This window comes from Aquicoccus sp. (genome assembly GCF_041686535.1).
Taxonomy (GTDB): domain Bacteria; phylum Pseudomonadota; class Alphaproteobacteria; order Rhodobacterales; family Rhodobacteraceae; genus Aquicoccus.
In genome coordinates, this window is record NZ_JAWLDS010000116.1 from 1 (window position 1) to 8,074 (window position 8,074).

Annotated in this window: 8 protein-coding genes; 1 reads left to right on the forward strand and 7 read right to left on the reverse strand. The window is 63.2% G+C overall.

What is annotated here, in order from left to right; genetic code table 11:
- The 3 genes from tatC to tatA form a co-directional block, all read right to left on the reverse strand.
- Nucleotides 1-998: twin-arginine translocase subunit TatC (tatC, locus tag ACESL9_RS15900; RefSeq protein WP_372675167.1), on the reverse strand; the 998-nt coding region annotated here is incomplete at its 3' end.
- A gap of 6 nt (nt 999-1,004) precedes the next feature.
- Nucleotides 1,005-1,640 carry a Sec-independent protein translocase protein TatB gene (tatB, locus tag ACESL9_RS15905; RefSeq protein WP_372614672.1) on the reverse strand — a complete coding sequence of 212 codons (636 nt, stop codon included), beginning with the start codon at nt 1,638-1,640 and terminating at the stop codon, nt 1,005-1,007.
- A gap of 7 nt (nt 1,641-1,647) precedes the next feature.
- Entirely contained in the window at nt 1,648-1,863 is a 216-nt protein-coding gene (gene tatA, locus ACESL9_RS15910; RefSeq protein WP_372614670.1) for a twin-arginine translocase TatA/TatE family subunit, read from the reverse strand.
- A 283-nt stretch (nt 1,864-2,146) separates the two neighbouring features.
- On the opposite strand from tatA, the gene ACESL9_RS15915 reads away from it, so the two are divergent.
- Nucleotides 2,147-3,373, forward strand: a complete 1,227-nt coding sequence (locus tag ACESL9_RS15915; RefSeq protein ID WP_372675168.1) for an MFS transporter — start codon at nt 2,147-2,149, stop codon at nt 3,371-3,373.
- A 3-nt stretch (nt 3,374-3,376) separates the two neighbouring features.
- On the opposite strand, the gene ACESL9_RS15920 is transcribed toward ACESL9_RS15915, so the two are convergent.
- The 4 genes from ACESL9_RS15920 to ACESL9_RS15935 all read right to left on the reverse strand — a co-directional run.
- On the reverse strand, nt 3,377-4,138 hold the full coding sequence (locus tag ACESL9_RS15920; protein WP_372615142.1) for a squalene/phytoene synthase family protein: 762 nt from the start codon (nt 4,136-4,138) through the stop codon (nt 3,377-3,379).
- A complete protein-coding gene (locus ACESL9_RS15925) occupies nt 4,135-5,130 on the reverse strand; it encodes an alpha/beta hydrolase (protein WP_372675169.1) in 996 nt (331 codons plus the stop codon). The genes ACESL9_RS15920 and ACESL9_RS15925 overlap by 4 nt, the downstream gene beginning before the upstream one ends.
- A gap of 27 nt (nt 5,131-5,157) precedes the next feature.
- A complete protein-coding gene (gene cimA, locus ACESL9_RS15930; RefSeq protein WP_372615144.1) occupies nt 5,158-6,774 on the reverse strand; it encodes a citramalate synthase in 1,617 nt (538 codons plus the stop codon).
- A 126-nt stretch (nt 6,775-6,900) separates the two neighbouring features.
- The coding region (locus ACESL9_RS15935) for a cysteine--tRNA ligase (protein ID WP_372675170.1) at nt 6,901-8,074 on the reverse strand (1,174 nt) is incomplete at its 5' end.

Genomic DNA, 8,074 nt, shown 5'->3' on the forward strand with positions numbered 1-8,074 from the left:
TGCTCGGCGGCAATCTCGTCGTCCAGCTCGCGCATGAGCGGATCATCGAATTCCTCTTCGGGGTCGCTCGCCGCTGGGTTCGCCCGGTTCTCATTCTCGTCCTCTTCATCTTCTTCATCTTCGAACCACAGGCCTTGTGCCCTCAGTTCCGCCTCGCGCTTTTTCTCGACATGCCGGACAAGGAAGATCGAGATTTCGTAAAGGCCATAGACCACGGAAAACAGGATCAACTGCGTGATGACATCGGGGGGCGTGACCAGTGCGGCCAGCAGGAGGATGCCGACCATGGCATATTTGCGGACGTTGCCCAGACCCTCGGCACTGACCAGACCGGCCTTGCCCATCAGCGTGAGCAGCACCGGAAGCTGGAAGCAAAGCCCGAATGCGATGATGAACTTGAGCGTGATGTCGAGCGACTCGTTCACCTTGCCGAAGAAAGTGATCTTGAGGCCCTCGGTCGTGGCCGGAACCTTGACGGCATCGGATGGCGCATCGCCAGCCGCAACCGCCAGAAGATTGGCAAAGATAGAACTGACATCGGCAAATCCGAGAAAGAATCGCATCGCCAGCGGCGTGACGACGAATTGCGCAAACGTCGCCCCGAGCAGGAACATCACCGGCGAGGCGACCAGGAATGGCAGGAATGCGGATTTTTCGGACCGGTAGAGCCCGGGCGCCACGAAACGCCACATCTGCGCGCCAATCACCGGAAAGGCCAGCGCGAAGCCGAACACCATCGAGATGCGAAACAGCGTGAAAAGATATTCTTGCGGCGAGGTATATTGCAGCGTCGGGTCGGGGTCGCCCATCGCCCGAAGCGTTTCCTCGATCGGGAAAAGCAGGAATTGCAGGATCGGTTCTGCCACGATGAAGGCCAGAACGATGCCCACGATGAACGCCAGAACCGAGCGGATGAGCCGCGTGCGCAACTCCGCCAGATGCTCGATCAGCGGGGCGGAACTGTCCTCGATCTCGTCTTGGGCGTCTGATGGGCTCATGGAGGTTTACCCGCCTTGTTGGTCGGTTTTCTTGGTTGTCGCCTTCTTGGAAACCGCTTTCTTTGGGGCCGGTTTCTTGGCGGCCGGTTTCCCGGCGGGCTTCTTCGTGGCGCTCTCGCCGGTCTTTGGTTTGGCGGCGGCTTTGCTCGTCGTCCTGGTCGCCGTTTTCTTAACGGCGGATTTCCCGGTGGGCTCGCTTGCCTCGGGCGGGGCCTCACTTGCCGTGCTGTCGGCTTGGTCGGTATCCTCGGCCTCACGCGCGGCGCGGGCCTCTTTGGCCTTGCGCGCGGCGGCCTTGTTGGCGGCCAGTTCCTGGGTCTTGCGCTTGGCTTCCTGACGCTCTTCGGCAAGCTTGGCGGTCTCGGAGTCAGGGTCCCATTTCTGGAAATCCGCAGCTTCCTTCACCGCATCGAGCCCCATTTTCTTGGGGTCGGCAATCGAGCGCAGGGAATTTGCCGTGTCCTTCATGCCGGATTCGTCCGCCGCCTCGTTCATGGCGCGGCTGAATTCACGGGCCATGCCACGCGCCTTGCCCACGAACTCGCCCACCTTCCGGAACAGGACAGGCAGGTCCTTGGGGCCCACGACGATCAGCGCGACAATGCCGATGAGCAGAAGCTCGGTCCAGCCAAGGTCAAGCATGGAGGGTTCAGACCTTGTCTTTTTCGTCTTCGGGTGTGACGTCCTTGGCCTCGTCGGCAGCTTGGTTCTCAAGCTCATCGGTGCTGTCTTTCACGCCTTTCTTGAAGGCGGTGATGCCTTTTCCGACCTCACCCATGAGCGAGCTGATCTTGCCGCGACCGAACAGCACAAGCACGACGACGGCGATGAGCAGGAGGCCCGGAAGGCCGATATTGTTGAGCATTTAACTTCTCCCTAGTCCGGGGGTGCACGGTCGATACCGCCACGCGCCCGGTGAATTGTGACAGCTTATCTAATCCCTCGCGCGCCCGGATGAAAGACGCAATAGGACCCACAGCCCGGGTTGAAGCCGATTTTATTGCGTTTAACGCTGTGCTGCGGCCCGGCAAGGTCCGGCAAGCGCAACAGGCCCGTTCCCCCAGACGGCCGCATAAGGCGTCGCATCACATAACGCACACGCAATGTGACGCTTGCAGCCCCTGAAGCTTCGGGGTAGGCGATTTGGCATGACAGATGCCGTCCTTTCCCCCGTCGATGACCGCCGCGCCCGGCGCAACGTGATGATTCTCGTTCTCGCGCAGGCGATCCTGGGCGCGCAGATGCCGATGATCTTTACCATCGGCGGGCTGGCCGGGCAGTCGCTTGCGCCGAACCCGTGCTGGGCGACGCTGCCGATCTCGCTGATCGTTCTGGGCTCGATGCTGGCGGCGACGCCGGTCTCCGGGATCATGCAGAAATACGGTCGGCGTACGGGGTTCTTCCTCGGGGCGAGCTTTGGTGCATTGGGCGGGGTCGTGGGGGCCTACGGGCTTTATACCGCGTCCTTTCCCATCTTCCTCACCGGCTCGCTTCTGACCGGGGTTTACATGTCGGCGCACGGCTTCTACCGCTTTGCCGCCGCCGATACAGCGAGCGAAGCGTTCCGGCCCAAGGCGATTTCCTATGTGATGGCGGGCGGTCTGGCTTCGGCGATCATCGGGCCGCAACTGGTGAAGTTCACAGCCGACGCGATGGTGATCACCTTCATGGGCACCTATCTGGCGGTGATCCTAGTCAATGTGCTGGGCTCGGCGCTGTTTCTCTTCCTCGATATTCCCAAGCCACCCACGCCCAAGGCGGGCAGCGCACGCGGCCGCACCCGGCGAGAGTTGATCACCACACCGATCATCGCGGTGTCGGTGATCTGCGCGATGGTGTCCTATGCGCTGATGAACCTGGTGATGACCTCGACGCCGCTTGCGGTGGTGGGCTGCGGGTTCGACACAGGCACGGCGGCGGATATCGTGACGGCGCATGTTCTCGCGATGTATGTGCCCAGTTTCTTTACCGGGCACCTGATCGCAAGGTTCGGGGTCAAGACCATCGTGGCCACGGGTCTTGCGATACTTGCGGGGGCGGGCGCGGTAGCACTTCAGGGTGTGGAGCTTGAGAATTTCTATATCGCGCTGATCCTTCTCGGCGTGGGGTGGAATTTCGGCTTCATCGGCGCGACGACCATGCTCGCCGGGGCGCACACCCCCGAGGAACGCGGCCGGATGCAGGGCATGAACGACCTCATCGTGTTCGGCGGCGTGACGGTGGCGTCGCTGGCCAGTGGCGGGCTGATGAACTGCTCGGGCGGGGATGCGATGGCCGGTTGGGCCAGTGTCAACCTTGCGATGGCGCCGTTTCTCGTGTTGGCGGGCGGGGCGCTGATCTGGTTCTGGTTCAGCCGCCGGGACGAGCTGGCCTGACGCCTACCACCGTCCGGTCAGGGCGGTTTTCATCAGCGACAGACGCGCGCGAAACGGGGAGTCGAGCGTTCCCTTGCGCACGCGGTCCGGCCTGGCACGGGCAGCCCGGAGCATCCGGGCCACGCCTGCCATGGGCAGGAAGGCCGGACGCACGGATCGCGGAATGGATGTGCGGCGCGACTGGGCCAGGTGATCGAGCCCCGCCTCGGCGAGCACCCGGATGCCCGCGTCGCTGTCATCGGGCAGCGGATGGCGTCCTGCCGCCTTGAGTGTCGGCACGGCAGTCAGCCAGTTCGCCACCCCGAGGGCCAGCCCGGCACCCTGCGCCGCCGCCTCGCCCCCCTGCCCCAGCATGCCGCTTGCCACCTGCACCAGGCGGGCGGACGTGTCGGCAAGGTAATCGGCAAGCGCCGCATCGCTGGCAAACGGATCGGAATAGATATCCCATTGTCGCGCCTCGATAAGCGGGATGAGCGCGCGGGCCTGGTCGGCGCTGAGGTTGAGCGCCAGCGGAAGCACCACCTCGTGCCGTCGCACCGCGCCGCCCGCGGCGATTTCTTCAAGCGCCTCGATCCACCACTGGAGGCGGATCTCGGCAATACCCGGCTCGGACGTGACCCAGGGCGCACGCGACACCTCGACATTGAAGGCATAGAGCGGGAACAGCTTTTCGCGCGCGGGCACCGGCGCAGCCATGGCGGCGCGGAAGCGATGCGGATCGCCCTTTTCAACGATCGCGGCGCAGGCGGCAACATCCTCGCTCATTGCAACGCGCTTCGGATTTCGGCCAGGGTTTCGGGATGATCGACAATGTCGAGATGCCCCACCCCGGGCACGACAACATAGCGGCCACGATCCGTGACCTCCGAAAGGGAGGCTTCATATCCCGCGGCGTCGAATGCCGCATCATCGCGACCCGCGACCAACAGGAAATCGGGCAAGGCGGCCACATCGGCCCGCCAGTCACGGCGGGGTGCAAAGCTCTGGTTGAGCCGCCAGCTATAGGCGGTGGTGGCCATGTGGCCCATGGGACCGTCAAGCACCTTGCGCGGCATCGCGAACTGGATCGCCGTTAAATGGTCCAGCGCGCGTATCCCCACCGCGTTCAGCATCGAAAGCCCGATGATCCGCCGGATCAGCGGATGCGCCCAACCGCCGGAATTGGCACGGGTCATGGGGGCATCATGTTGCAGGAACGGGGCGAGCAGAATTGCCTCGTCGATCAGGTCACCATGCGGCCCGCCCGCCATCCTGACGACAAGCCCACCCCCCGAGCTGTGCCCCAGAAGCACGACGCGTCGGTCCGTGGTCTCACCGATCAGATGAGCAAGATCGTCCTCGAATTGGCCGACATAGTCCACATCTCCACGGCGCACCGGATCGGCCCCGTGGCCGCGCAGGGTGACCGCCTTGACTTCGGCCAGATCGCGCAAGCTCCAAGCCAGCGTGTTGAATTGCCCGCCATACCAGCCCGAGCCATGGAGCATGATGACAAGCGGCACATTGTCCCGGGCAGGCACGTCCGGCAGGACATGGGTGACCGAAAGCTGTGCGCCATCGGGCATTTCCACCGACTCGCGGCGGATGCGTGGATCATCCCAAGGCACTGAATCCTGATCGGAAAGGAGACCCGTGAAATCGAGGGATCGGGTCGCGGGAATTTCCCCAGCCGGGGGGTGTGACAGGATCATGCCAAATGCGATCCCGAAATAGATCAGAACCGAGATTCCGAGAAAGATCAGTGCCTTGTAGATCATATGAAAATCATCTCGATCACGACGCGCTCAGATTGCCGCGCCATCGCGCAGGAGTTTCCAGTTCACCGCGTCGAGCAGCGCCTCGAAACTGGCATCGACGATATTGGCGCTGACCCCCACGGTGGACCAGCGCCGCCCCTGCCCGTCCTGGCTGTCGATGATGACGCGGGTGACGGCCTCGGTGCCCCCTTGCGTGATGCGGACCTTGAAATCCACCAGTTTCACGTCGTCGATCAGCGACTGGTAACGGCCCAGGTCCTTGGCCAGCGCCTTGGACAGCGCGTTGACCGGTCCGCGATCCGATCCGCCTTCGTCGAGACTTTCGGAGACCGAGAGTTTCTTCTCGCCATCTACCTTGACCACCACGACCGCCTCGGAGAGCGAGACCATGCGATCATACTTGTTCTTGCGCCGTTCGACCGTGACCTTGTAGCGCTTGACCTCGAAAAACTCGGGCATCCGGCCCAGTTCGCGCCGCGCCAGCAGCTCGAAACTGGCCTGTGCGCTGTCATAGGTATAGCCCATCGCCTCGCGCGTCTTGATCGCCTCGAGGATGCGGGGCAGCGCGGGGTCACCGGGTGGCACCTCGATTCCGGCCTCGGCCAGGCGGCGACGCAGGTTCGACTGGCCGGCCTGGTTGGACATCGGGATGATGCGGGTGTTGCCCACCGCCTCGGGGTCTATGTGTTCGTAGGTGGTCGGATCCTTGAGGATGGCGCTGGCATGGAGCCCGGCCTTGTGCGCAAAGGCGCTGGCGCCCACGTAGGGCGCCTGCCGGGTGGGCACGCGGTTGAGGATGTCGTCAAGCTGGCGGCTGGCCTGGGTCAGGGTTTTGAGCGCGTCATGGGTTATGCCGGTCTCGAAGGCGCTGGCATAGGGTTCCTTCAGCAGAAGCGTGGGGATGAGCGTGGTCAGGTTCGCGTTGCCGCAACGTTCGCCCAGCCCGTTCAACGTGCCCTGCACCTGCCGGGCGCCCGCGTCGATGGCCGCCAGCGTGCCCGCAACGGCGTTCTCGGTATCGTTATGGGTGTGGATGCCAAGGTGATCGCCCGGCACACCCGCTTCGATCACCGCGCGGGTGATGTTTTGTATCTCGGCGGGCAGCGTGCCGCCATTGGTGTCGCAGAGCACCACCCAACGCGCGCCAGCCTCATGGGCGGCCAGTACGCATTCGAGCGCGTAAGGGGCGTTGGCCTTGTAGCCGTCGAAGAAGTGCTCGGCATCGAACAGCGCCTCGCGGCCCTGCGCGACCATGTGTGCGATGCTGGCGCGGATGTTCTCGAGGTTTTCCTCAAGGTTGATGCCAAGCGCCTTTTCGACGTGGAAATCGTGGGTCTTGCCGACGAGGCAGACGGCCGATGTGCCCGCGTTCATCACCTCGGCCAGCACGTCATCGTTTTCGGCGCTGCGGCCCGCGCGCTTGGTCATGCCGAAGGCGGTGAAGGTGGCACGGGTTTGCGGGGCTTCGTGGAAAAACGCGCTGTCGGTGGGGTTGGCACCCGGCCAGCCGCCCTCGATGTAATCGACACCGAGCGCGTCGAGCGTTTTGGCGATGGCCTGTTTCTCTGGGGTGGAGAATTGCACGCCCTGCGTCTGCTGGCCGTCGCGCAGGGTGGTGTCGTAGATGTAGAGGCGTTCAGTCATTGCGCGACCCTTTCGGATTGTCCCCCGGATCGCTTGCGATCCGGTTCGCCCCCGACCCGCCCCCCAGGGCGGGGGCGAAACCGCCCCCACCCTCGGGCCGGGCGCGAACCTCTGTTGTGCGGCGCATCATTTCAGGGCCTCCAGCTTGGCGGGGTCAAAGTCGGGGCCTGGAACAAGTTCCACCCCCTCTTTACTCATCCGCACCTCGATTCCGGCTGCGATTAGAACCGTCTTGAGACGATCAACTTTCGAGAAGTCCTTGTTCCTCATGGCTTTTGCTCGTTCTTCGCTGAACATGTCCACAAACACCGATAGATCAATCGCCGGACCTGAAATCCAGTCCGGCACGTCATCAGTCATCAAGCCGAGAAACTGTAGCGTGTGGCGTAGGGTCGAAACATCATCCGCCAGATAGAGTTGATGCAATTCGCTGATGGCCAGAGGAGTATTCAAGTCGTCTGCCAAGGCTTGAACAACAGCAACATAGGGTTCCCCCATGCCAACACCCTGAGCGGCCTTGGCATACCATTTCTTCAGCGTTTTCTCTGCCTCCCGCGCCTTCTCCGCCGTCCAGTCCATCGGCTTGCGGTAATGCGTGCTCAGGAACACGAACCGGATCACCTCGCCCGGGACGCCCTGGTCGAGCAAATCGCGCACGGTGAAGAAGTTGCCCAGGCTCTTGGACATCTTCTTGCCCTCGACCTGCAACATCTCGTTGTGCATCCAGACCTTCGCGAAATCGCCCTCGGGGTGGGCACAGCAGGATTGCGCGATCTCGTTTTCATGGTGCGGAAACATCAGGTCGTTGCCGCCGCCATGGATGTCGAAGCTTTCGCCCAGCAATTCATAGGCCATCGCCGAGCATTCGATATGCCAGCCGGGGCGGCCGCGGCCCCAGGGCGAGTCCCAGCCCGGCAGGTCGGGCGTGGACGGCTTCCACAGGACGAAATCCATCGGGTTGCGCTTGTAGGGGGCGACCTCGACCCGAGCGCCGGCGATCATGTCATCGACCGATCGCCCCGAGAGCCTGCCATATTTCCCGCGCCACGAATCGACGGCAAAGAGCACATGGCCCTCGGCCTCGTAGGCGTGGCCCTTCTCGATCAGATCCTCGATCATCGCCACCATCTGCGGGATGTACTGCGTCGCGCGGGGCATGTGAGTGGGTTCGAGCGCGCCCAGCTCGCCCATGTCTTCGAGGAACCATTGCGTCGTCTCGGCGGTGATCTGGGAAATCTCTCGCCCCGACTCGGCGGCGCGGGCGTTGATCTTGTCATCGACGTCGGTGAAATTGCGCACA

What these genes read in the sequence shown, in the direction of transcription:
- tatB (WP_372614672.1), bottom strand. Translation starts at nt 1,640, where the DNA reads ATGCTTGACCTTGGCTGGACCGAGCTTCTGCTCATCGGCATTGTCGCG.
- tatA (WP_372614670.1), bottom strand. Translation starts at nt 1,863, where the DNA reads ATGCTCAACAATATCGGCCTTCCGGGCCTCCTGCTCATCGCCGTCGTC.
- ACESL9_RS15915 (WP_372675168.1), top strand. Translation starts at nt 2,147, where the DNA reads ATGACAGATGCCGTCCTTTCCCCCGTCGATGACCGCCGCGCCCGGCGC.
- ACESL9_RS15920 (WP_372615142.1), bottom strand. Translation starts at nt 4,138, where the DNA reads ATGAGCGAGGATGTTGCCGCCTGCGCCGCGATCGTTGAAAAGGGCGAT.
- ACESL9_RS15925 (WP_372675169.1), bottom strand. Translation starts at nt 5,130, where the DNA reads ATGATCTACAAGGCACTGATCTTTCTCGGAATCTCGGTTCTGATCTAT.
- cimA (WP_372615144.1), bottom strand. Translation starts at nt 6,774, where the DNA reads ATGACTGAACGCCTCTACATCTACGACACCACCCTGCGCGACGGCCAG.